The organism is Vagococcus intermedius (assembly GCF_029144185.1).
GTDB classification, from domain to species: Bacteria; Bacillota; Bacilli; order Lactobacillales; family Vagococcaceae; genus Vagococcus_D; species Vagococcus_D intermedius.
Window position 1 is genome coordinate 271,919 of sequence record NZ_CP110232.1, and the last position, 23,553, is coordinate 295,471.

Annotated in this window: 16 protein-coding genes; 11 read left to right on the forward strand and 5 right to left on the reverse strand. The window is 33.6% G+C overall.

All coding sequences use genetic code 11. The features are described 5' to 3' along the window. Window positions 1-51: 51 nt before the first annotated feature. Complete coding sequence (locus OL234_RS01310; RefSeq protein ID WP_275469372.1) at window positions 52-1,260, reverse strand: voltage-gated chloride channel family protein; 1,209 nt, start codon at window positions 1,258-1,260, stop codon at window positions 52-54. Window positions 1,261-1,980: 720 nt separating this feature from the next. Between OL234_RS01310 and rsxC the strand changes: the two genes are divergently transcribed. From rsxC to OL234_RS01325, 3 genes are all read left to right on the forward strand, one after another. Further along, complete coding sequence (gene rsxC, locus OL234_RS01315; protein ID WP_275469373.1) at window positions 1,981-3,270, forward strand: electron transport complex subunit RsxC; 1,290 nt, start codon at window positions 1,981-1,983, stop codon at window positions 3,268-3,270. Beyond that, the gene (locus OL234_RS01320; RefSeq protein ID WP_275469374.1) at window positions 3,267-4,220 is read left to right on the forward strand and encodes an RnfABCDGE type electron transport complex subunit D; all 954 of its coding nucleotides are present in this window, start codon (window positions 3,267-3,269) and stop codon (window positions 4,218-4,220) included. Before rsxC ends, OL234_RS01320 begins: the two co-directional genes overlap by 4 nt. Window positions 4,221-4,350: 130 nt before the next feature. Beyond that, a complete protein-coding gene (locus tag OL234_RS01325) occupies window positions 4,351-5,877 on the forward strand; it encodes a lytic polysaccharide monooxygenase (protein ID WP_275469375.1) in 1,527 nt (508 codons plus the stop codon). 236 nt (window positions 5,878-6,113) lie between these two features. On the opposite strand, the gene OL234_RS01330 is transcribed toward OL234_RS01325, so the two are convergent. Beyond that, window positions 6,114-6,707: a recombinase family protein gene (locus tag OL234_RS01330; RefSeq protein WP_275469376.1), complete on the reverse strand. Its 594-nt coding sequence runs from the start codon at window positions 6,705-6,707 to the stop codon at window positions 6,114-6,116. 517 nt (window positions 6,708-7,224) lie between these two features. Between OL234_RS01330 and OL234_RS01335 the strand changes: the two genes are divergently transcribed. Continuing rightward, window positions 7,225-8,571, forward strand: a complete 1,347-nt coding sequence (locus OL234_RS01335) for a helix-turn-helix domain-containing protein (protein ID WP_275469377.1) — start codon at window positions 7,225-7,227, stop codon at window positions 8,569-8,571. Between the two features lie 83 nt (window positions 8,572-8,654). Here OL234_RS01335 and OL234_RS01340 read toward each other — a convergent pair whose 3' ends face one another. Beyond that, complete coding sequence (locus OL234_RS01340) at window positions 8,655-10,127, reverse strand: helix-turn-helix domain-containing protein (RefSeq protein WP_275469378.1); 1,473 nt, start codon at window positions 10,125-10,127, stop codon at window positions 8,655-8,657. A gap of 256 nt (window positions 10,128-10,383) precedes the next feature. Between OL234_RS01340 and OL234_RS01345 the strand changes: the two genes are divergently transcribed. The 3 genes from OL234_RS01345 (at window position 10,384) to OL234_RS01355 (ending at window position 15,881) form a co-directional block, all read left to right on the forward strand. Then, window positions 10,384-10,596 (forward strand): hypothetical protein, encoded by a 213-nt coding sequence (locus OL234_RS01345; RefSeq protein WP_275469379.1) that lies wholly within the window; start codon window positions 10,384-10,386, stop codon window positions 10,594-10,596. A gap of 487 nt (window positions 10,597-11,083) precedes the next feature. Continuing rightward, window positions 11,084-11,356, forward strand: coding sequence for a hypothetical protein (locus tag OL234_RS01350; RefSeq protein ID WP_275469380.1), 273 nt, complete (start codon window positions 11,084-11,086; stop codon window positions 11,354-11,356). A gap of 487 nt (window positions 11,357-11,843) precedes the next feature. Beyond that, entirely contained in the window at window positions 11,844-15,881 is a 4,038-nt protein-coding gene (locus OL234_RS01355; RefSeq protein WP_275469381.1) for a SpaA isopeptide-forming pilin-related protein, read from the forward strand. Between the two features lie 14 nt (window positions 15,882-15,895). On the opposite strand, the gene OL234_RS01360 is transcribed toward OL234_RS01355, so the two are convergent. After that, window positions 15,896-17,398 carry a helix-turn-helix domain-containing protein gene (locus OL234_RS01360; RefSeq protein WP_275469382.1) on the reverse strand — a complete coding sequence of 501 codons (1,503 nt, stop codon included), beginning with the start codon at window positions 17,396-17,398 and terminating at the stop codon, window positions 15,896-15,898. A gap of 484 nt (window positions 17,399-17,882) precedes the next feature. Between OL234_RS01360 and OL234_RS01365 the strand changes: the two genes are divergently transcribed. Beyond that, window positions 17,883-18,080, forward strand: a complete 198-nt coding sequence (locus tag OL234_RS01365; protein WP_275470091.1) for an EamA family transporter — start codon at window positions 17,883-17,885, stop codon at window positions 18,078-18,080. Window positions 18,081-18,139: 59 nt separating this feature from the next. Here the strand turns inward: OL234_RS01365 and OL234_RS01370 are convergent, their stop codons facing one another. Then, the gene (locus OL234_RS01370; protein ID WP_275469383.1) at window positions 18,140-20,035 is read right to left on the reverse strand and encodes a carbohydrate-binding protein; all 1,896 of its coding nucleotides are present in this window, start codon (window positions 20,033-20,035) and stop codon (window positions 18,140-18,142) included. An 849-nt stretch (window positions 20,036-20,884) separates the two neighbouring features. On the opposite strand from OL234_RS01370, the gene OL234_RS01375 reads away from it, so the two are divergent. Genes OL234_RS01375 through sdaAA form a run of 3 tightly spaced genes read left to right on the forward strand, consistent with a single transcriptional unit; the run spans window position 20,885 to window position 23,532 of the window. Next, a complete protein-coding gene (locus tag OL234_RS01375; protein ID WP_275469384.1) occupies window positions 20,885-21,910 on the forward strand; it encodes a PTS sugar transporter subunit IIC in 1,026 nt (341 codons plus the stop codon). A 28-nt stretch (window positions 21,911-21,938) separates the two neighbouring features. Continuing rightward, window positions 21,939-22,631 carry an L-serine ammonia-lyase, iron-sulfur-dependent subunit beta gene (gene sdaAB / locus OL234_RS01380; RefSeq protein WP_275469385.1) on the forward strand — a complete coding sequence of 231 codons (693 nt, stop codon included), beginning with the start codon at window positions 21,939-21,941 and terminating at the stop codon, window positions 22,629-22,631. 25 nt (window positions 22,632-22,656) lie between these two features. Further along, window positions 22,657-23,532, forward strand: a complete 876-nt coding sequence (gene sdaAA, locus OL234_RS01385; RefSeq protein WP_275470092.1) for an L-serine ammonia-lyase, iron-sulfur-dependent, subunit alpha — start codon at window positions 22,657-22,659, stop codon at window positions 23,530-23,532. Window positions 23,533-23,553: the final 21 nt, after the last annotated feature.

Sequence of the window (23,553 nt, forward strand, 5' to 3'; positions counted from 1 at the left end):
AAGTATGACTGAAAATCACTCTGTTTTTATGTTTTGTGGATACTATCGAAACTATTTTTTTTTGATAAGAGATTGAAATGATTTCAATGCAAAAACAGCGAGGACGATAATAGGAAAAAGTTTAAGTGGGAAAAAGAGGGCAATAAAAAAAGTAGCAATAAGTGATGAACTTAGTATAGTAAAGGTCATTGTACTGGCGACAGTTGAGACAATAAAAAGGGTATCAACTGTTGGGAATAATTGAGAAATACCAAAACCTAAAATAAAGGCTGAAAAAACGATGGGAAAAATATCGCCACCTATCCAACCAGTGTTTAAGCAAATTTGTAAAAAAAGTAAGTTCACACTAACAATTAGGACTAAGGTCAGAACTGAAAATAAGGTATAGTCGGTTGGAATATTGCCCATAGCAATTTGGCCAGAGAATAGGAGGTTAGGTGTCAACATTGCAACAATAAAGATGGCAAGAGAGCCAATAAGCGTTTTTTTCACAGGTTTTTCAGCCCAAAAAGTGAACAAAATAGTTATTTTTTTAGAAAAAGCAGTGTACGTTTTCCCAACTAAAAAGCCAAAAATAATAAGTGGAACAAATAATAAAAAATCATGAAACTGCCAATGAGATTCTCCCATATAACTAATGAACGATGGTTGATTGGTGACTCTCATTAATATAATGAAGGTTGTGATGCCAATCATAATAAATAATAAATTGAAATACTTTTTTAGTGGTGTTAATGTAGAATCAATTTTGTCAGCTGTATAGGTTGTTAAATAATTGGTTGGATGAATGATGCGACCAATTTTTTGAAGTGTAGGAAGTGTAGCAAGTGTTTGCTGATTAAACAGGATGTATCTAATTTTATCGGCGTGCCAGACAGATAACATAACTAGTGCTCCTAATAATGTCGCTTCTGGTCCAACACCGGCACCAAAGATTAAAATAAAAAAGGCTACCGTTAAACTTTTGAAAATAGGTTGATAATCAACCGTTTTTTGTTCTTTCAGTTGTTGGATAGTCGTATGGGCTATTTTGGGATAATCGCCCCATCTCAAACGTAAAAGTCCAACCACTAAGCCTCCTAGTAAACAGAATACTAATATAGCGAAGTATTTTAATGACGTCTCATTAAGTAAAAAGTGCCAAAGATAGTGAGAAATGTTACTTTCTAAATAGATAAAAATAAAAGAGATAATGCCAATCACTATGCTCAAAAATGTGCCATAAAAAAATATTTGGAAGCCTAATAAAGTTTTGTTCATGTTCGTTCTCGCTTTCTTTTTTGATTATATAAATTATCTTCTATAAAAAAGTGTACCATAGTTAATTGTCATTATGTAAGGTGTTCTGAGTTTGGAACATTTAATACGGTGTCATCAAAATCAAGAGACCAATCTAAGATACTTGTTAGGGACACGTGTCGTTTGATTTTTGCTAGAACAGGTTAGGTGAGTAATGATTACAGGGGTATTTATATAAATAAAGAAGAGATAAGAGAAGGGAGTTTGAAGCAATATAGGAAACAAATGAATGGGGATAGCGAACGTATTGCTACGTATAGTCACTGATTAAAAAAATTGAACACAATGACAATAAAAATTTAAATATAAGGTTAAGGGAGAGATATAGGCAATCGCTAAAATTGCTTATATTTTTTTTGTATCGAGAAAATAGGATAGAACAACTTTTCTCGATAGGGTCAAATTACTCTTTAAAACCCAATTGAAAAGTTATCTGTGTTAGAATCAACAAATGTTTGAAATCTTTCAGAAAATAAACATTTGAAATTGGGAATGACGCTTGCTGTAGAATCAGAAGTTTCTGTTACATGTAAATTTTAAGGACTGATAAGATAGAAATGAAGGCACGTAAAGGGGTGTAAAAAAGAGTTGTCGAGTAGAAAAAAAATGATAGTGATGCAAACGTTACTTTTAATCATAGGTGTAATATATTATTTAATTATTTATCGTTAGGGAGGCCATATGTTAAATTTGAAACTCCGTTTAGGGGGAATTAAGTTACAAAAAAACAAAGAGGAAACAAATCAGTTAAAGAGTGTTGAGGGGGACATGCCTCCATCAGTGCTAATCCCATTGAGTATGCATATTGGAAAAGAAGCAAAACCAGTTGTGAAGGTAGGCGATCAAGTAAAAAAAGGAACCTTGTTAGCAGAACGTGATGGCTTGATCTCGGCTAATATTCATAGTTCAATTTCTGGTAAAGTCACCCAATTAACAGAAATAATGATCGGTCAGCGTCAAGTGAAGGCTATTAAAATAGAAAATGATTATCTTAATCAACTTGAATTGTTAGCTCAAGAAGAAACGTTAGAAAAAGTGATAGCTGCTGCGGGGATTGTTGGGTTAGGTGGTGCTGGGTTTCCGACAGATGTTAAATTTTTAGGGTCAACATGTGACACATTAATTATAAATGCAGCAGAATGTGAACCATTTTTAACAACTGATCGTCGTGTTATTTGTGAGTATCTAGAAGAAGTAATCGCTGTTTTAAATTTGTTGAGAGACACTTACAAGTATCAACATATAACTTTAGTTATTGAAAAACATCAATTAGCAAGTTTAGCTTTTATTAAAGAGCCTTTAGAACAAGCTAATATTACTTTGAAGATAGTAGGTAATCACTATCCTCAAGGAGCTGAAAAAATTTTAATAAAAAATGTTAGTCAACAAGAATTAACACTGGGGCGTATACCGAAAGACTTGTCTATCTGTTTAACTAATATTTCAACGATTTATGCAATCTACCAAGCTGTCTATAAGCAATTACCTTTAACGGAAAGAACCATTACCGTTTCTGGAGATGCGATTGCAGTCAAAAAAAATCTAAGGGTACCAATTGGGACATCAGTCGAATGGATAATTGAGCAGTGTGGAGGTTTTAGTAAGCAACCAGAAAAAGTGATTATGGGTGGCCCAATGATGGGACGTCTATTGCCATCATTGTCAGAACCTATTTTAAAAACAACAGGAGGAATTACTTGTTTATCATCCGAAGAGAGTCTGATTCCTACAGAAACGAGTTGTATCAAATGTTCTGAATGTATTAATGGTTGTCCAGTCGGATTAATGCCAATTTTAATTAGCAAAGCCTACCGTGAAGGAAATCTAGCAAGAGCACAAGAATTGGGAGCACTTAATTGTATTGATTGTGGTGCGTGTAGCTATATTTGTCCATCTAAAATTGACATTTTGTCAGATATTAAGCAGGCTAAAAGTGAGATTTTGAAGAAAATTGAGAGGGAGAAAAAATGAGTGAGTTTAGTTATGTATTAAGAGATAAAGTGATGTCGGGACCTCATATTAGATCTTCTGTTACGTCCTTGGCTATTATGAAGCAAGTAATGATTGCCTTGTTATTTCCAACAGTAGCAGCAGTTTATTTTTTTGGTTTTAAAGTATTAATTTTGATAGTAATTAGTATTTTAATTGCTAATCTTTTGGAAATGAGTTGGCACTATTTTCGTAAAAAATCGGATCAAAGTAATGATTTAACTGCTACGATTACAGGTTGGCTACTTGCTTTAACGTTACCAGTTACCGTCCCAGTCTGGATTTTAATTGTGGGGAATTTTTTGGCCATTTTATTTATAAAAGAGCTGAGTGGCGGTATTGGGTATAATTTATTTAATCCTGCTGTCTATGCACGTGTCTTGTTAAAATTATTTTTTTCTGATTGGATTACAAACTGGGTGAGTCCTGGAACAGATGTTGTGACTACTGCTACACCGCTTGAAACAATCGGATATTTTAGGACAACTCTTCCGTTAGATTTTTATTCGTGGACAGATTTATTTTTTGGTTTTAATTTGGGAGGTCCTGTGGGAGAGACTAGTAAAGCTGCTTTAATTTTAGCTTTTCTTTACTTAGTTTTTAAAAAGATTATCAATCCTTGGGTGCCACTTTTAGTTATTTTTAGTTGTTTTGGAACGATGTTTCTTTATAGTGGGGACTTTAGATTTGCTAGTGCGCATGTTTTGAGCGGCGCTTTAGTTTTCGCGGCAATTTTTATGGTCACTGACTATACAACTACACCTTATACAGATCGAGGAAAATACTTGTTTGCAATCGGGTGTGGTGTTTTGACAGCAATTTTACGTATTATAATAGACTTGCCAGGGGGAATAGGTGTGGCAATTCTTTTAATGAACCTCTTAACACCAATTATTAACAGGTATACGATGACTCGGATCTATGGGAGTTAAGTAAATAGACAAAAAAACTTATCACGTTTTTTTGTCTCGTTTAATGAACGATTTAGGTTTAAAACGTGATATTGATAGGTTGTATTTAAACTGATAGACTGAATTATATCAAAAAGTTAGGGGAGATATTATGAAAAAAACATTAATTGCATCATTAACAATTAGTGCTACATTATTAGGTTTAGTAGCAACATTTCAATCAGAGGAAGCACTAGCACATGGTTACGTGGTTAATCCAGTCAGTCGTGTTAAAAATGCTACAGAAAATGGTTTTACTTGGGGAAATATTCCGGGAGATCAACAGGATATTTTGAATAACCCACAAGGAATTGAGACGCCTACTTCCAAATTAGATTCTGGGGAACTAAATGGTCACTTAGCCTCTGCAGGCTTAGCAAGATACGGGTCTTTAGATGAACAAACGTCAGACCGTTGGGTTAAAAACAATATAAAAACAGGTTCAAATGATTTCACATGGCACCATACACAAGTTCATAAAACTAACCGCTATCGTTATTACATGACTAAGCAAGGTTGGAATCCAAATGCACCATTAACATTAGATGATATGGAAGTTATTAAAGTTGAAGGGCAACCAATTGGTCAAGATTTACCAAAAGGTAAGGGCGTTGAGCCACCAGAAGATTTGACACATAAAATTGATATCCCAGAAAATAGAAGTGGGTATCATGTTGTCTATGCTGTTTGGGATATTAATGATACAGATATGTCATTCTATCAAGCCATTGATGTGAATGTTCAAGGAGCAGGATCAGTTAAACCAGATATTACAGCTCCAACAGCGCCTTCAGTATTAGAAGCGACTAATATTTTCCACAATTCAGTTAGCTTAAAATGGAATGAATCAAAAGATTTTGAATCAGGTGTTAAAGAGTATATGATCTATCGTGATGGTAAACAAATTGGGACTAGTGTAACACCACAGTTTACTGATAAAACAGTTAAAGAGTCTACGACATATAACTATACAATTAAAGCAATTGATAAAAGTGGAAACATCTCAAAAGCAAGTAATCAATTAGAAGTGACAACCTTAAAAGAACAAACAGAAGAAGATGATACTATCGCTCCAACTGTCCCTGGTGGGTTGCACTCAATGGGTGAAACAGAATCAAGTATTAATTTAATGTGGGCTAAGTCAGAAGATAACGTTAAAGTTGAAGGCTATAATATTTATCGTGATGGTAAAAAAATTAAGTCTGTTACTGGGACAAGTCATAAAGATGCTGGTTTGAAAGCTGATACAACTTACAGCTATACCGTGACGGCATTTGATAAAGCTGGGAACGAATCAGCTAAATCTAACAAATTAACACTTAAAACAAAAACAGCTGAAACAACACCACCTGAAGAGGGCAATAAAACGACTTGGGATGAATCAAAAGTTTATGATTTAGGTGATACAGTAGTCTACAAGGGTGTTGAATACAAAGCTAAATGGTGGACACAAGGCGATGTACCTTCTGATAGTCAAGCATGGGAATTAGTTGATACTAGTGAGGTTGTTGAATGGAATTCTAGTAAAGCTTACTCTGGTGGAGCTAAAGTAATGTATGAAGGCGTTCATTACCAAGCTAAATGGTGGACACAAGGCGATACACCAAGCGCAAACAGTACAGTTTGGGAAGTCTTATAAGATTTAGTATAATAAGATGAGATACACTGAGAAGAAATATAGAAATGATTTCTTTTGATTGAGATGATAGGAATAGTCATTAATAATAGTGTTGAGATAACTATTAGAAACAGTACATATAAGTAGTTATCTGTAATTATTAGAAGGAAGATGCTGAGAAATCAGCATCTTCTTTTTTATGCCCCTTAGTATTAGGTGAAGGGAAGCAAGAAAGCCGTATTAAAGTATACTAACTTTTATTTGTTTTCACTGACTACTAAGACTCTATTTTTATAATCAATATCGTGAGATTTTAAATATCGGTAAACAGTAGGACGAGAGACATTATTAAGCTCAGCTATTCTGGCAACTGATAGATTGGTTTCTAAAAATTGTTGAATGACGTGGTCCTTATTTTTATTTTTAGGTGGTCTTCCTAGTGTAACGCCTCTTTCTTTGGCAGCATCTAACCCTGAAATGACACGTTCTCTTATCAGATCAGCTTCCATTTCTGCAAAAGCACTCATTATAGTGAAAAAAAATTTTCCCATAGGGGTTCCAGTATCAATATTATTTTGGATACTGACAAAATTGATATTATTGTCGGCAAAAAAATCGATTAATTCTAGTAAATGTTTGGTTCCGCGTGATAGTCGGTCTAATTTAAAAATAACAAAAGTATCGCCAGGTTCAAGAGAGGAAAGAGCTAAATTTAACTGGATACGTTTGGTTTTACGACCGCTTTCTTGTTCTGTATAGATTTGATCATAGCCATATTTTTGTAAAGCGCTAATTTGTGCATCAAGTTGTTGATGATGGGTACTAATTCTTGCATAAGCAATGGTTTTCATAGGATAACGCCTCTCTTATTATCTTTGTCTGGGCTGATCATGAGATAAAGTATACCATTGATCAGCCATTTTATCTTAGTATCTACTGGAACAACTAGTGGGATTTTCGATAGTGTCCAAAAAAATATTGCATGAAAAGCGATATTATGCTAATTTTAAATTATAACTGTAAAAAAAACAAATGATTAAATGACACCTAAGATGTTTAAAAATTAAGAATTAAAATCCCTAAACAACAGACTTTCTATTAAAAGAAGCCTGTTGTTTTTTTTTGTACGAAATCATTTGTTTCGATTACAAACTAATAATATTGAACAAATGTTCATAAATAGTCTATTTAATAGATGTGCCTGTCCCTCTATGAATAGGATGACTGATTAGTTTAGTTAGAACAGAAAGTATGAGAGAGAAAATTAAAATCAGATTGATGTAATTATTAAAATAGTTTATTGATAAGGGCGTTTCTGTGGTCATGAGTTAAATCAACCGATATAACTCAATTAAAGGAGGAGACAATGTGTTACGAATTTTACTTAATAATACTCAACGAGAAAAATATGCTACGTTAGATTATGTTTTAAATCCTGCAAATAAGGAGACAATTGAAAATTTACCTCATAGAATCAAAGCACTAAACGAAGACCTAGAAATATGTGAGATACCGTTAAAAATCAATAATAATTTAACTTATTCATTTACTGAAGAAATACATGATAGGTTTTTAAAGTCATACTATAAAAAAACTATTTTATATGTCTATAAAAATTATTTACTAACACAATCTAATATCTTTCATTTGGTCAAATATCTCATAGCAAATGATGAGCCAGCTGTTGAAGATATTGTCTACTCATTAAGTATTTCAACCAGTTATATATATAAATTAATTGGTAATTTCAATAAAGAGTCAGGAGAAAAATTTGGTGTCACGATAAGAATCAATAAAAAGTCGGTTAATTTCTATGGCGATGCTAATAAAATAATGGCGTTAACCTTTCAATTTTGTAAATTTTTTCCGTCGGGTCATCTGGTTACATTGAATAAATTTTTGAATAATAAAATAGATGATGAGATTATTGACCCGTTAAGACCCTATCTTTTAAAAATTTATAAAAAGGATGACGTTTGCTCAAATATTGAATTAATCTACAGTATGTTCACTAGTATTTATGTTGAAAAACCTACTAATGATGAGTTAAAACTCATAGGTTATGAACTAGTTCAGCAAGGGGGAGACTTGGTGAAATTTTGTCATAAATTAATTAGTTATTATAGTAGGAATTATCCTCAAATTAAAATCGAATATATGACATTTTATTTAGTCGAACTAATTAAATTGATTATCTTAATAGAAGTGAGCCCTGAGGAATTATTATTAACTATGTCTGATCAGGCGACTTTAAAAAAATATAAAAATATGATTGCTAAAGAAAAGAGCGAATTATTACTCCTACTTTCAAAGAGTAACTTGTCTTTAAAAATGAGTACAATCGAAACCCTTCTACTCGTGATTAAACCATGTCTTGAAAAAAGTAAAATGATTAAAACTATATCGGTTTATGTTGAAATAATGGACTCTATTTTCATTACGGAACTATTTGGACAGGCTATAAGCCAAGTGTTTAATAGTAATAAAGTGATGTTAAGTACTGATATGAGTGAAGCTAATATTATTGTGACAGATAACCCCGATACAATATCCTTTAAAAATGAGGATACCTTTATTTATTTGATTAGTGATGTGATGACTGAATTTGATAATAAAAACTATTTGAAATTTATTTTAAGTGTATTGAGTATCTTTGCTAGCAGCAGTGAAGAAGATATTATTAAAAATGCTAATTTACTTCGTCCATCTCTTTAATAATTAAGGAAGTTTTTAGCTATCAGATATCAGAAATTTAGCTCAAACAGATATTTTAAATCATAATGAGTTGATTAAGGATTCTAGGAAAGTCTAACTTGTCTTTTCAAAAGACTTTCGGTAATAAAATCAATGAGTAATTTAATAGAATCGCTTGAATTAATATCAATGAGTAAAAAGAAAGAACTTTCTTTGCCAATTTCTAAGATATAGTCACAGATAAAAATATCCGCTTCATCAGTATTTAGTACAATCTGAATACTCTGACTTGAGAAAAATTGATGAATACGTGTAATAAGACGTTCACGACCATAGTATTGTGTATTAATTCCTATGAATATTTTTAGTGGTTGATAATCAATTGGCAAAATATTTTCTAAACTAGTACTAATTTCGAACTGATAAGTTAATAATGCCTTTTGAGAAATTTCGGATAATTTCGGATCAGCTACTAAATTTTTTAGTAAAAAATCAGTTTCTTTCTGTTTTTTTTGATTTCTTTTGATAACAAAATCAGGTATAAAATAGAATAGTTGGTCTACATTACACTGAAAAGTCGAATAAGCTAGTAAGTATAAGGTAATAGAATAAAGAGCCTTCATTTTTAGTTGAGATATTTTTTCACTAGGGAGATCAAATAGTTCACAAAATTTTTCAGTTATATATAAGCTGTCCGCTAATAGAGAATTTTCTGGGACTAGCTGATGTAGTTGTATTAGTTTTTGTCCAATCAGACCACGTTCTTTATCAGTATCAATCTGATCAGAAGAGAGACGTGATACAAGATTAATAGCCAATTTTGTTTGTTGTGACTGGATGGTAGGAATGGGAGTTTGTTGGTGGATATCGTTGATTTTTATAAAAACTTCTAATAATTGGATAACAATTGGATTATTAAAGAACGGATCATTTTTTGAATAATGAGCATTCAACGAATGACTTAAAATAACTGCTTTTTTTTGTTCGAAGTCGCTATTAAATGACGTTAGGGTATTTGAAATAGGCTGTTTTTTGTTTTGATTTTTAGAAGGGATAATTGTAAAGACACGTTGAATGCGACAGTCTAAGTAATATTTAGTGATGCTAGGACCTACATAGGTTAATTTACCCTTTCGAGAGACCAGTTTAATTCCAGTTGGAGCGAAAAAAAGATTGATTTTAGTCATGATTTTAGTTAGATAACTGGTAGATACATAAGCATTTTGTATGACGCTATCTTTATCTAACGTTTTATTATTCAATAATAGTTCAATGATACGATAGACGGGCGAATTTAAAAAATACTCACAAGAAATATCACGTAACAAATTATTGTAAATAATATCTTTTTTACCGTCAACAATAATTTTATTATCGATGGTTCTGATTTTGATAGTATTATAACCCAAATTATTAAAGGTATCATTCAATTGTTTCAGATTGTGATGGACCGTGCTTTTATCAGTGAGTATGTGCTTTCCAACAAAATCAAGCGATGTGTCTAGGCTATTGTATAAAGCAGAAGTTAAAATATTTAAATTTTCAAGTTCATTGCGTTTAAATAGTATAGGTACCATATAGTCCTCCTTAATTTTTATTTAGTTATCTAACTAAATATACTATAAAAAAACAAAGATGACTAAAAAAATACTAAACTGTAGTAATAGTACCTAAAAATTGAAAATTAACAGACATATTTTCTGATATTATAATAATTGTGATGTTTTAAGAGAAGCAGTTTATAAAAATGAGCTGTAATGCAAGTTAATTAGTGTAATTAGAATCCTAGTGGTGCAGTAGATGAAGGTATATTTGTGAAAAGAGGTCAATAGTATGAAGGTTGATAAATATTGTGAAGATGGCATTTTATTTGATGTGTATTATAGGAAAGATAACAAAATAGCAAAAATTAAAAATATTGGCTTTTCTATTGATTATTCTGAAGAAACCGTTAAGGCATATTTAAGTGCCGCTCCTCATTGTTTAGATGTAAAAGAAGTTGTAGAGATTGGTTATTATGTTAAAGTTAAAGACGAATTATTGTGAGAAGCTAGTGATTTGAGCAGAAGATGATAACTGGTTAGAGTTAATAAAAGCAATGCTAATTGATTAGCATTGCTTTTTATTTTTTTTAATCCTAAGGAAGAGGTACAATTAAGTAGAAAACAGCGTGTAAAGATACTTAGGAGCGGAGGGAGTTAAGATGGGAGGCTGTTTATCACTTATATTACTTATCATAGGTGTGTTATTTCTAATTGGCGTCTGGCGGATGTAATCATTGTAGGTAAAAAAGTCAGCGTGATAGAGTGACGTGTTAACAGAATACTCCTTGAGGAGTATTTGGGTTAAGGAACTCAGGGAAACTGATAGAGTCAGTCCTATTATGAGGTTGTGGCCTATGTTATTCTGTTAGGGATTTATTCTTTAATTGAGTTGTAGGTGGTGTGAGTTACCAACCTAACAGACTGAATCAAGAACAAGAAATTAAGTTGAGTTGGACAATAAGGATTAAAAGCAATGAAAGGGGAGCGTAATGAAAAAAGTCAGACTATTTTTAGCTGTCAGTACCAGCTTTATTATAAGTGGGTGCAGCCAATTAGAACAGACTAACCCACCAACAACTCCGACTCAAGAGCAAATGAGTCCCCAAGCTGATGAGCAGGAGTTGGCAGACTTAAAAAAAGAATTAAGTGAGTTAGAAGAGGCTTTAGTTAAGTCAGAAAAAAATTTATCTGACTTGCAAGAAATTGAAAGCGTATTAGATTCTAGTGAAATGAAGGAGGATTACGTTATGTTTTCTGAATAGTATCGTGTCACTCATTAATAGCATTTTAATTAGCTTGAAGAAATTTATATCAAAAAATCGGCTAATGCGTCTCATATTAAAAACAATTACTCTAATCAAGTAGTTGTTTTTTTATTATGAAAATTAAATTTATAATAAAAAATGATGGAACTAAAAATTTTTATCTGTTTATTTATCGTGATGTTTGTAATTATTATTAAATTAAAGCTATTATTATCTGAGTTTTATTCAATGTAAAGGCTGTTTATTTTATAATCCTTATTTTTTTTGAATTAAAAAGTCTGGAAAATTGGTTTTTTAGGAACAAAATTACGTAATGAAAGCCTCACGATCATCCTGTAAGATAGATATCACGACGTTTATTTTCATGATTGTTTCATGAAAATTATCTTTTAGTGTTCGATCATCCTAGGTAAGTGATCACTAAAAAGGATAGAGAGTCAAATAATTCTATGTCGTCTATATAGAAATATACAGGAGGAGTAATATGCAGTTTTTTACAAGGATAGTAATGTTGGTAAGTATTATATTAGCAAACTTCAGCCCAACCTTAGTGGCATTTGGGGAGGAAATCAGTCCTTTTCAAGAATTAAATAACAAGATCGTGATTGATTACAGTTATTACGATATCCATACTATGCCAGCTGTGCCAACGGATACGGTGGATGTGACAGATCACTTAGGATTAGCTGTTAAGTTTAAAGAATTAGAGGGAGTTGAGATAAAAGGTGGAGATACTTTAACCTTGACACTCCCATCGACTATTAGTGACGAAGGTATGGCAAAATTAACAGCCATGGAAAATAATTTGCCAGTCAAAGATGAAAACGGCTTGGTAATCGGTCATATAACAGCTTCAGATACAAGTATTGTATTGACCTTTGATGATAATGTTAATGAATTACAGCATATTCAAGGTTCATTTAAATTAAAATTATCAGCTATTAATACAATGGGGCTATCAGAAAGCAATGCTGCAAATGCAACAAGTGTTTCAGGGGATTTAGGTACAGGGTTACCGCCAAAGACTGTGACGATAACTCGTCCAGAAACGGGTGAAGGTACTGATATTTTTTATTATAAAACGGGAACAGCTGACAGAGACCACCATAAACCAACGTGGTATTTGGTTGTAAATCCAGCTAAAAAGAGCTATTCTGAATCAATTAAAATTGTCGATAAGGTAGGAGAAGGACATCATCTTCTTAAAGACTCCTTTGAAATTACTGCAAATGGTGCAGATAACGGTTATAGCCACTATACACTAGATGAGTTGAGAGCCAAAGGGATTGGTGATATTACCTTTGATGGTAATAGCTTTGAAGTAATCATTAACTCACCTTATATTGATGAGACAGGTTTTGATGTGACCTACAAAACACAAGTAACCGATGCTAGTTTGGCTAAATTTGGTAATGAATCAGTGGCTTATTACAAAGGTGCTGATGGTGTTGAAGAACCTGCTCCAGAAGGAGACATCAAAAACTTTGAATTAGATAATCTAATTGGGGAAGCTGAAGGTCAAGGGGATAAAGACTACGTTATTGAATTATTAAAACTAGATGCTGCTGATGAAACAAAAGTTCTATCAGGTGCGATGTTTACTATTTATGATAGCAAAAATAATTTAGTAGATACCGTTGTAACAGATGAATTTGGTAAAACTAATACGACTAAATTATTACCAGGTGAGTATACAATTATTGAAAGACAAGCTCCACCCGGTTATATATTAGATGAAACACCTCATAAATTATCAGTTTTTGAAGGTGAAGAAGGAATGATAGGCCATTTAGCCTCATTAACAATAAAAAATGAAGCTGAGAAAGAGGCCCCACTTGGGCAATTAGTGATCACAAAAGTATCAAGTGATGACGCAACTAAGACCTTATCAGGAGCTGTCTTTAATTTATTAGATAGCGACAAACAGGTTGTCAAAGAGAAACTGGTAACTAACGATGAGGGTCAAGTAAAAGTAAGTGACTTAGCTTTAGGTGAGTATTATCTAGAAGAAGTAGAAGCTCCAGAAGGTTATGAACTATTAAAAGAGCCAATCAAAGTAGACGTCAAAGAGAACAAAGAAACGGAATACACAACAGAAGTAACCGTTGAAAATCAACCAGTGGCAGTACCTGCCCCACTTGGACAATTAGTGATCACAAAGGTATCAAGTGATGACACAACTAAGACCTTATCAGGAGCTGTCTTTAATCTATTAGATAGCGACAAACAGGTTGTCAAAGAGAAACTGGTAACTAACGATGAGGGTCAAGTAAAAGTAAGTGACTTAGCTTTAGGTGAGTATTATCTAGAAGAAGTAGAAGCCCCAGAAGGTTATGAACTATTAAAAGAACCAATCAAAGTAGACGTAAAAGAGAACAAAGAAACGGCACACACAACAGAAGTAACCGTTGAAAATCAACCAGTGGCAGTACCTGCCCCACTTGGACAATTAGTGATCACAAAAGTATCAAGTGATGACACAACTAAGACCTTATCAGGAGCTGTCTTTAATTTATTAGATAGCGACAAACAGGTTGTCAAAGAGAAACTGGTAACTAACGATGAGGGTCAAGTAAAAGTAAGTGACTTAGCTTTGGGTGAGTATTATCTAGAAGAAGTAGAGGCACCAGAAGGCTATGAACAATTAAAAGAGCCAATCAAAGTAGACGTAAAAGAAAACAAAGAAACGGAACACACAACAGAAGTAACCGTTGAAAATCAACCAGTGGCAGTACCTGCCCCACTTGGACAATTAGTGATCATAAAAGTATCAAGTGATGACACAACTAAGACCTTATCAGGAGCTGTCTTTAATCTATTAGATAGCGACAAACGGGTTGTCAAAGAGAAACTGGTAACTAACGATGAGGGTCAAGTAAAAGTAAGTGACTTAGCTTTGGGTGAGTATTATCTAGAAGAAGTAGAGGCACCAGAAGGCTATGAACAATTAAAAGAGCCAATCAAAGTAGACGTCAAAGAGAACAAAGAAACGGAATACACAACAGAAGTAACCGTTGAAAATCAACCAGTGGCAGTACCTGCCCCACTTGGACAATTAGTGATCACAAAAGTATCAAGTGATGACACAACTAAGACCTTATCAGGAGCTGTCTTTAATTTATTAGATAGCGACAAACAGGTTGTCAAAGAGAAACTGGTAACTAACGATGAGGGTCAAGTAAAAGTAAGTGACTTAGCTTTGGGTGAGTATTATCTAGAAGAAGTAGAAGCCCCAGAAGGCTATGAACAATTAAAAGAGCCAATCAAAGTAGACGTAAAAGAAAACAAAGAAACGGAACACACAACAGAAGTAACCGTTGAAAATCAACCAGTGGCAGTACCTGCCCCACTTGGACAATTAGTGATCATAAAAGTATCAAGTGATGACACAACTAAGACCTTATCAGGAGCTGTCTTTAATCTATTAGATAGCGACAAACAGGTTGTCAAAGAGAAACTGGTAACTAACGATGAGGGTCAAGTAAAAGTAAGTGACTTAGCTTTGGGTGAGTATTATCTAGAAGAAGTAGAGGCACCAGAAGGCTATGAACAATTAAAAGAACCAATCAAAGTAGACGTCAAAGAGAACAAAGAAACGGAATACACAACAGAAGTAACCGTTGAAAATCAACCAGTGGAACCAGAAACACCGGAGAAACCAGAAACACCGGAGAAACCAGAAGAACCAGAAACACCGGAGAAACCAGAAGAACCAGAAACACCGGAGAAACCAGAAGAACCAGAAACACCGGAGAAACCAGAAGAACCAGAAACACCGGAGAAACCAGAAGAACCAGAAACACCGGAGAAACCAGAAGAACCGGAAACACCGGAGAAACCAGAAGAACCAGAAACATCGGAGAAACCAGAAGAACCAGAAACACCGGAGAAACCAGAAGAACCAGAAACACCGGAGAAACCAGAAGAACCGGGAACACCGGAGAAACCAGAAGAACCGGGAACACCGGAGAAACCAGAAGAATCAGAAACACCGGAGAAACCAGAAGAACCAGGAACACCGGAGAAACCAGAAGAACCGGGAACACCGGAGAAACCAGAAGAACCAGAAACACCGGAGAAACCAGAAGAACCAGGAACACCGGAGAAACCAGGAGAACCAGAAACACCGGAGAAACCAGAAGAACCGGGAACACCGGAGAAACCAGGAGAACCGGGAACACCGGAGAAACCAGGAAAACCGGGAACACCGGAGAAACCAGAAGAACCGGAAACACCGGAGAAACCAGAAATATCAAAAGAATCAAAAACACCGGGAAAATCAAAGAATATAAGCATATCTAAAAAACCAGAAAAAGCGACAAACGAGCAATTAACGTCAAGACCTATTCTTAAGGAAAGTTCTGATGAAAGATTAAAAGAGACTAAACCATCAAATAAAGAAACTAGTTTATCTAGTAAATATTTACCTCAAACAGGAGAAGTGAGTTCGGAAATCCTAAAGTTAACAGGAGTAGCTTTATTAATGGGTACAAGTTATTTATTAACTAAACGAAGAAAATAAAAAGAAGCACACTATTAAATAAATAGTGTGCTTTTTTTTGTTTTAGCTGCTAAATTATCTTTTCTTTTGTCAAAATAAATTTTAGTTAGAAAAGCTAATAATTCTTCTAACAATGTTTCAGATTGTATACTTGCATAGTAAAAAAAATACTTAGCCTGGTCTGTCTTATACAATTGATCTGAAACAATGATGTCTGGTGAGTCATCTGTCTGGTCAAAAATCAGGGCATCTTTGTTAAATAATTGATTGAGCTGATTTTTTAAATGTTCTTCAAAGATAATACTATTTTCAAAATCTAAGTAAATATGTAATTTTGTTTGAGTATTTTGCCAATAAAATATTTCTAAAACATATTCAAAAATAGACAGGTGCTCAAAAAAGAGTGGTAATAAGTTATTGAGATTTAGTTTTTTAAACTCTTGTTGGATTAATTTATCTTTTAAATTAACAGGGACGTGACGTTCTTGTTCATCTAGGATGTCACGAAGTAGTTGAACATTATTAAAGGGTCTTTTTAATTCACTATTAAAGGTAAGTAGATAAATAAAATTTGTAATAATTGTTCCCTTAAAAATAGTTTGTTGAGAAGGAGGAAGAGGAGGGATTAGGGTTAGCATGACATTGGCTATCTCCGCAGCATCTATTATTAAGGGATGTTTGTGATGATTTAACTTTTCTAGTGTTTTGATATGTTGCTCTTCATTTCGCAATTGTGTGAAGGAAATATTTACTAAAAAAGATAAATAAGCACGATATTGATCAGGTAATTCGGCATCAAAAATAGGATAAAATTCTTCGAAAATTTTAGTAAGGTCAAATGAATCTGGATTAGTCATGACCATTGCTTCTAATTCGTCTTTGTACAATTCAAACTGATAGTATAAGTTTAGCGCTTTTCGGGTATTGACAGGGTTGAAATTTGCATTGATATCTTGAGCTAATTTGGTTTCAACATCCTGAAGTGTTTTGACATAATGACAATCATGCATGTGAAATAATTTAGTATGAGCATCCATCATTAAAAAAGAGAAGAAAAAAATATTTTCAATCGGCCCCTCAAACTGAACAGTATTATCTTTTATTTTAATTTGTAAGTGATACTCTTTTAGATAATCATTTAAATTAGCTAAAACTTGCATAAAATAACTTTTTGAAATAGCAATTTTTTCACAAAAATCTTGCAAGAGAATTTTTTTAGAGGTGACAAGCGTTTGAATAATTTGATATGAATACGAATTTTGTAAATATAAGTGAATGACTACGAGTAATAAAGAATTTATATTGTAATTTTTTTTACCTGGAAGTAGCTTTAAATGATTTCGATGATTTAATATCTGTGGCATGTCAGGGTATTTTTTTAAAATAGTATCGAGTTCATTTATATCACGATTTAATGTAGTTTTAGTAGTCTCTAAGGTAGCTATTAAATCGGATTTTGCCACAAAAGATTGGGATGCTATTTTGGTCAAAAGGCTCATTGTTCGAAGTTCATTTTTCTTAAAAAATATGGCAAACAAAATACAACCTCCTATTATTTAATATAAACAATTTAAGAGTAGCATAGAATAAATTTTTTCATAACTAATTTGTTCTGAATTATCGTTTTATAAAGAAAAACGTTTATTAAAAATAGCGTAATATTGAGCTGTCCAACTCATGACAACTATCATGGAGTTGGCGATGACTAGTGCATTATTAAAGTTTTAGTAGGTAAGATATACTAAAATCAATGATGAAATTGGTGAGATAGATGTTCATGATGCAATTGAAGGGAAGCTGTCAAGTATTAAAAATAAAGAAGCCAAAAAAGCTTACGAAGAAGTAATGATTGCTATAGAGGAGTTACCAATGTATGAAGCTACTGTAGAGGAACTTAAAAGGTATGAAAATAGCTATGGATTTTAACTATAGTTACCATTAGTTAGTTTGCTAAAAGAAAATGAGTCATTCAGATATTGGTTTAAAATTGTCATATTTAAGTTTAATTGAATTGGTTTGACGTTGTATGTTGTCAGTTTTTTATTGTGGATGATTATCATATCAAAAAATGATGTGAGTAAAATTGTTCCTATCGGTTTAGGAGCGACTAATATTTTAATCATGTTCCTATCATACTTCCTATTAGGGGAGTCTATTTCAATGATTCAATTAATTGGCGTTGTGACAGTTATAGCTGGTGTTATTTTAATGAACATTTAAAGGGAAATAAGCAATATAAAAAAGAGACTCACCTAGGTGAGTCTCTTTTTTTATGTTACTTATTTATCTTGTAATACCCAAACGTCAGAAGAATCAGGTTTGTCCCCTTGAGTCCACCATTTTGCTTGGTAAGTATGGCCATCGTATTCGACAATTGCGCCACCTTGATAAGCTTTATCTTTGCTCCACTCATCAGAACCATCAACTAATTCCCAAACGTCAGAAGAATTAGGTTTATCCCCTTGAGTCCACCATTTTGCTTTATAGGTATTTCCTTGGTAGGTAACAGTATCGCCTTCATTGTAAATTGCTGAAGCATCCCATGAATCAGTTGAAACTTCTTCATTTGTTGTCGTTACTGATAATTTATCAGACTTAGCTGATTCATTTCCGGCAGCATCAACGGCTGTAATTTGATAATTGTAAGTCGTATCTTTTGTTAAGTTAGCTTCTTTAAGAGAAGTTCCTGTTACAGTTTTTAATTCTTTACCATCACGATAAACCACATAGTGATCGACCCCAACATTGTCACTAGCTGCTTTCCAGTTCAATGTCAAGCTAGTATTTGTAATGTCGCTGGCTTTAACATTTGTAACAGTTGTTGGTTTTTCAGTATCTTTAATATCTTCTAATGTTTTAAATGTTGTTGTTTTAGATTTAGCTGATTCATTTCCAGCAGCATCTACAGCTGATACTTGATAGCTATAGCTTGTATTATCTTTTAAATCAGTGTCAGAGAAGTCAGTACTACGACTTGTTCCAACTAATTTATCATTACGATAAATGTTGTAATGATCAACTTTTACATTATCAGTTGAGGCAGTCCATGTGAAAGCGATGCTTGATTTTGTAATGTTAGTTTTTTTGATAGTAGTAGGAACAGTTGGTGCTTCTGTATCTTTTTCTGGCACTTCAGGTTTTTCGCCAGTTGTTCCATGAATTAAATCACGGTAGTCTTTAGCGAATTGCCCATTGTAGCTTTTGCCATCTTTGTCAGCCCCTTCATCCCAGTTAACTGACCATGTCATAATCCCTTTTAATTCATGTCCAGTATTTGCCATTGTTTCAAATGTACGGTAAACATCTTTAGGATTTTTAACAAAGCCATTTGCAGCACCATCAATATTAGCTGGTAGACCTAAAGCTAATTTTTCAGCAGGAATTTTAACAAAACCATTTGTTCCATTTGCTAAAGCATCAGTCATGCTTGATAAAAATTCATATTTCTTCGCATCATCATTTTGAGCTACCCAACCGTTAGAACCTGAGATCCCATCGCCATTTTGGTTATATAGTTGTGGTGCAATAAAATCGTAATAATCTTCTAATTGAGTGATATATGACTCATAAGCGCCACCATTTCTTAAATAAGGAAATTCTGGTGCCATTGTGATAATGAAGTTTTTACCTTCTTTTTTATAGTGATCTTTGACAATTTTTAAAGCATCAGGAATAACTGTTTGGTTGTCATCAGCGATAATAGCGTTTTGCTCTAAATCGATATCTAGACCATCAAAACCATATGTTTTAACCAATTCAATAATTCTATCAGCTAATTCTTGTTCTTGCCCTTTGTGTAGGCTGATTTGAGCATTAGCACCACCTAAAGAGATTAAAACAGCGCGACCTTGTTCATTTAACTCTGCTACTTGTTGCTTAAATTCAGCATCAGACATGTTATAAGGTTTGAAGGTCGGTAAGGCGTCACCAGTCATAAAGGCAACATCGATAACGTTGTAGTCTTTATTGATGTCTGTTAAGTTCATTGACTTAGCAGTTCCACCTTTGTAGCCATCCCCATAAGATGCCCAGTTTTGATAATAGCCGACCATCACTTTTTCTTGTGAAATATCAGGCATTTTGTCAGCACTCTCAATTGAAGCAGCATCGACGCTTGTGTTTCCTGTTAGGAACATTCCGAACAGAACGGTTGAAAATAAAAATACTTTTTTCATGAATAAAAAACTCCTTTTTTTGAACAGAGAGACTTATAGTACCTAGCTAAAAGCCTCTTGTCTTATTTTAATGGATAGCTAGGTTTTAACCAGATTCTAATAATATCATGAAAAAGAACCAGAAGTTGCTTTAATTTTGCTACCTTTGAATCAAAAGAAGAGAATAATAGACAAAATGATTAAGGAGAGTTAAAAACATCGAAGTTAAAAGGGATTTCTCGCTATTTTTCATTCGTTAAAATTAAAAATCGGGCAGATTTATAAGGTATTTAAGCTTTTAGAGAAAAATTAGGAGTGTTTATAGAAATTAAGATAGTTAATAAATACGTTGACTTATTTGTCTAATATCAGCCATTAATAGCCGATATCTAAGATTTGCAAAAAAATACTTTTAAAGAGTGTTTTGCGAACAAAGGTAACTTAGATAAGTCGTCTCAAATTAATGAAAAAAAGAGATGGATGGTAAAGAGGGAGGATTTAGTGCTTAAAACTAGCGATTTTTTCTATTTTATAATAAATTATTATTAAAATAGCATGTAATAATTTATTATCTTATAAAATAATAAATTATTGTCGATGTTTAAAACAATAAACAAACGTTAAATGAAAACGATATCTAACCCCATTGACGCCAGGCTTAAAGGGTGTTAATTTGTGTTTGAGTAAACAATCAAATGATATAGCTAAATGATAACGCTATCTTTTTTTGATGAAAACCAATAATAAATTATTATCTCGAAAGGAGAGATGACACAAACAATAATAATAAATTATTAAAGAATGGTTAAAATTTTAACAATTAAATAGAAGGAATTTTAAAAACACATTTTATTCTAGGAGGAGAGAAACATGAAAATTTTATTTGGTATTATTATGTTATTTTTAGTTTTAGGAGCGATGTCTTTATTCGCATTCAAAGCACCACGCGGGAAAAAAGCTTTAGGGGCTTTGTCAGGAGCAGCGTGTGCAACCTTTTTAGCAGAAGCATTTCTACGTTATGCAGTTGGTGGTGTCTTTCATCTAGATTACGTCGCGCATATTGGTGAAGTAATGGGTGGCTTAGGTGGTCTTGCAGCCGGAGTTTTAGTCCCGCTAACATTTGGAATTAGTCCAGTTTTTGCAGTTATTATGGGTGTGTCTTTAATTGAATTTAAATTATTACCAGCTTTTATCGCAGCTTACTTACTTTCATTTGTTGTCTTACAAATCGAAAAACGTGTGACAGAAGGTATTGATTTAATTGTTATGATTTTAGTTATTCCAACAGCAGCTTACTTTTTAGCTGATATGTTACAACCAATGGTTATGGGTGTCTTAAATATTATTGGTGCCGTGATTACAACAGCCGTTGATGGTAACCCATATGTTATGGGAGCTGCACTAGGAATGATTATTCCAATTGTGGGAATGACACCATTAAGTTCTATGGTTTTAACAGCTTTAATTGGGTTGACTGGTGTGCCAATGGCAGTTGGTGCAATGTGTTGTTTCGGGAATTCAATTTTAAATGGTATGTTATTTAAAAAAATGCGCTTTGGGGATGACACAACAGCCTTTGCTGTTGCAATAGAACCACTAACACAGATCGATATTATTAGTTCAAATCCAGTACCAATCTATGCAACTAACGCGATTGCCGGAGCGATTAATGGTATGATTATTACATACTTTGGTTTACAAATTCCTGTTACAGGGATGGCAACGCCATGGGCTGGTTTATTAGTAACATTAGGAAACAATCCATTAGTTCCAACCTTAACAGCAGTAGCTTTAGTATTTATTAATAGTTTGATTTTTGGTTACTTAGGTTACCTAGTCTTCAAAAATTATAAGATCGTGACAATGGATGAGATTAGAAACACAGCAGCAGTTTAATTTGATAAAAAAATAGGAGGAATATACCATGAATAACCAAGAAAAAAAAGAAAAAAAAGTTATTAATTTTAAGAGCTGTTTTGATGTTATCGGACCAGTCATGATTGGTCCTTCTAGTTCACATACAGCCGGAGCAATCTCCATTGGGATTGTGGCAAACAAATTATTCCAAACACAACCTAAAAAAGTCATCGTAAAATATTACGAGTCTTTTGCTGAAACACATAAAGGCCATGGGACAGACTATGCGATTGTTAGTGGTATCTTAGGGTTTGCTACTGATGATTCACGTGTGCCAAACGCTTTAGAAATTGCTAAAGAAGCAGGTATTGATGTTGAGTTTATCGAAATGGAAGGTGATAGTCCAGTTAATCATGCCAATACGGCGTGTGTCAATTTAAAAGATGGTGATCGCGAAATTCATGTGACAGGTATCTCTGTTGGTGGTGGAACTATTGAAGTGAAATATATTGAATTAGACGGTTTTGTCATTGAACCTCAAGGAACATTGCCAATCTTAATTACTATTACTGAAGATGAAACAGTTAAATCACGTTTAGAAGCTAAATTAAAAGAAAATAATATTCAGGTCAATACGATTACGCGCTATCAAAATGGTAACAAATTCTTATTCCAACTTGATTTGAACTCACAACCATCCAAAGTTTTACGAGAAGAATTACTTAATTTAGATAGTGACTCAAAAATTATCTTACTATAATAAATAGAATAGGAGCTGACGAGTGATGTATTTTTCAATTGAAGAGTTTATATCAGAAGCAGAAAAAACAGGTAAATCCTTATCGGATTTAATGATTGAGCAAGAGATGAAACAAACACAAATGAGTTTTGAAGAAGTTTGGGAAATCATGGATTACAATTTAAAAACGATGGAAGAAGCTGTTAAGCGTTCTAGTGAAGGAGATGGTGTCTTTTCACCAACTGGTTTAACCGGTGGAGATGCGGTTAAATTGAAAAACTATCGTGCTAAGAAGAGAACGCTATCTGGGGACGATATGTTAAAAGGCGTTCAAAGTGCTCTAGGAACTAATGAAGTGAATGCGGCAATGGGTGTGATCTGTGCAACCCCTACAGCAGGTGCTAGTGGGACGCTTCCAGGTGTTTTATTTACAATTAAAGATACTCTTGAGCTAACAAGAGAACAAATGATTCGTTTCTTATTTACTTCTGGTTTATTCGGTATGGTCGTTGCTAATAATGCCATGATTGCAGGCGCCATGGGCGGTTGTCAAGCTGAAGTGGGGAGTGCCTCAGCGATGGCCGCTGCCTCAGCTGTTGAGGCGGCTGGCGGTACACCTAGACAGTCTTCTGAAGCGTTTGGTATGGCTTTAGGAAACTTGCTAGGATTAGTTTGTGATCCAGTAGCTGGGTTAGTAGAAATTCCTTGTGTGAAACGTAATGCCATTGGTGCCGGAAATGCGTTAATTGCTGCTGATATGGCATTAGCTGGTATTGATAACAAGATTCCTGCTGATGAAGTTGTAGAAGCGATGCGTAAAGTGGGGATTAACTTACCTCGTGAACTTCGTGAAACAGGTTTAGGTGGGATTGCCGGAACTCCGGAAGGGAAAGCAATGAAGCAACGTATCTTCGGAGATTAGACATTAATAACAACGAAGTTT

Bases quoted from the DNA above. Each gene is read 5' to 3' on its own strand.
- OL234_RS01310 (WP_275469372.1), bottom strand. From the start codon at position 1,260: ATGAACAAAACTTTATTAGGCTTCCAAATATTTTTTTATGGCACATTT.
- rsxC (WP_275469373.1), top strand. From the start codon at position 1,981: ATGTTAAATTTGAAACTCCGTTTAGGGGGAATTAAGTTACAAAAAAAC.
- OL234_RS01320 (WP_275469374.1), top strand. From the start codon at position 3,267: ATGAGTGAGTTTAGTTATGTATTAAGAGATAAAGTGATGTCGGGACCT.
- OL234_RS01325 (WP_275469375.1), top strand. From the start codon at position 4,351: ATGAAAAAAACATTAATTGCATCATTAACAATTAGTGCTACATTATTA.
- OL234_RS01330 (WP_275469376.1), bottom strand. From the start codon at position 6,707: ATGAAAACCATTGCTTATGCAAGAATTAGTACCCATCATCAACAACTT.
- OL234_RS01340 (WP_275469378.1), bottom strand. From the start codon at position 10,127: ATGGTACCTATACTATTTAAACGCAATGAACTTGAAAATTTAAATATT.
- OL234_RS01345 (WP_275469379.1), top strand. From the start codon at position 10,384: ATGAAGGTTGATAAATATTGTGAAGATGGCATTTTATTTGATGTGTAT.
- OL234_RS01350 (WP_275469380.1), top strand. From the start codon at position 11,084: ATGAAAAAAGTCAGACTATTTTTAGCTGTCAGTACCAGCTTTATTATA.
- OL234_RS01355 (WP_275469381.1), top strand. From the start codon at position 11,844: ATGCAGTTTTTTACAAGGATAGTAATGTTGGTAAGTATTATATTAGCA.
- OL234_RS01370 (WP_275469383.1), bottom strand. From the start codon at position 20,035: ATGAAAAAAGTATTTTTATTTTCAACCGTTCTGTTCGGAATGTTCCTA.
- OL234_RS01375 (WP_275469384.1), top strand. From the start codon at position 20,885: ATGAAAATTTTATTTGGTATTATTATGTTATTTTTAGTTTTAGGAGCG.
- sdaAB (WP_275469385.1), top strand. From the start codon at position 21,939: ATGAATAACCAAGAAAAAAAAGAAAAAAAAGTTATTAATTTTAAGAGC.
- sdaAA (WP_275470092.1), top strand. From the start codon at position 22,657: ATGTATTTTTCAATTGAAGAGTTTATATCAGAAGCAGAAAAAACAGGT.